The 534-nt window shown below is 59.2% G+C and carries 1 protein-coding gene; it reads right to left on the bottom strand.

Translation table 11 applies throughout. The features are described 5' to 3' along the window. The coding region (locus QQJ98_RS19750) for a GTP-binding protein (RefSeq protein WP_284327010.1) at positions 1-533 on the bottom strand (533 nt) is incomplete at its 3' end. Position 534: the final 1 nt, after the last annotated feature.

Here is a 534-nt window from a genome sequence, read left to right as displayed (position 1 = left end):
CGCTCGCCGATCATGGCCTGGTGAGCCGAGCCTTTGATGATCGGAATGTCATCGCCGGGGTATTCGTAGGACGAGAACAGCTCGCGCAGTTCCATTTCCACCAGTTCGATCAGCTCTTCGTCGTCAACCAGATCGACCTTGTTCATGTAGCAAACCATGTAGGGGATACCCACCTGGCGGCCGAGCAGGATGTGCTCGCGGGTTTGCGGCATCGGGCCGTCCGAAGCTGCGCAGACGAGGATCGCGCCGTCCATCTGTGCCGCACCGGTGATCATGTTCTTCACATAGTCAGCGTGGCCGGGGCAGTCGACGTGGGCGTAGTGGCGGGCTTCGGTCTCATACTCAACGTGAGCGGTCGAGATGGTGATGCCGCGCGCACGCTCTTCCGGCGCGCCGTCGATTTGGTCGTAGGCGCGGAATTCACCAAAATATTTGGTGATCGCTGCCGTCAAAGTGGTCTTGCCGTGGTCAACGTGGCCAATCGTGCCGATGTTGACGTGCGGTTTGTTCCGTTCAAACTTTGCCTTTGCCATG

It is taken from the genome of Cypionkella aquatica (assembly GCF_030161095.1).
Lineage (GTDB): Bacteria > Pseudomonadota > Alphaproteobacteria > Rhodobacterales > Rhodobacteraceae > Cypionkella > Cypionkella aquatica.
Note: the sequence above shows the minus strand (reverse complement) of the source record. Positions and strands in the feature narration are given on the sequence as shown.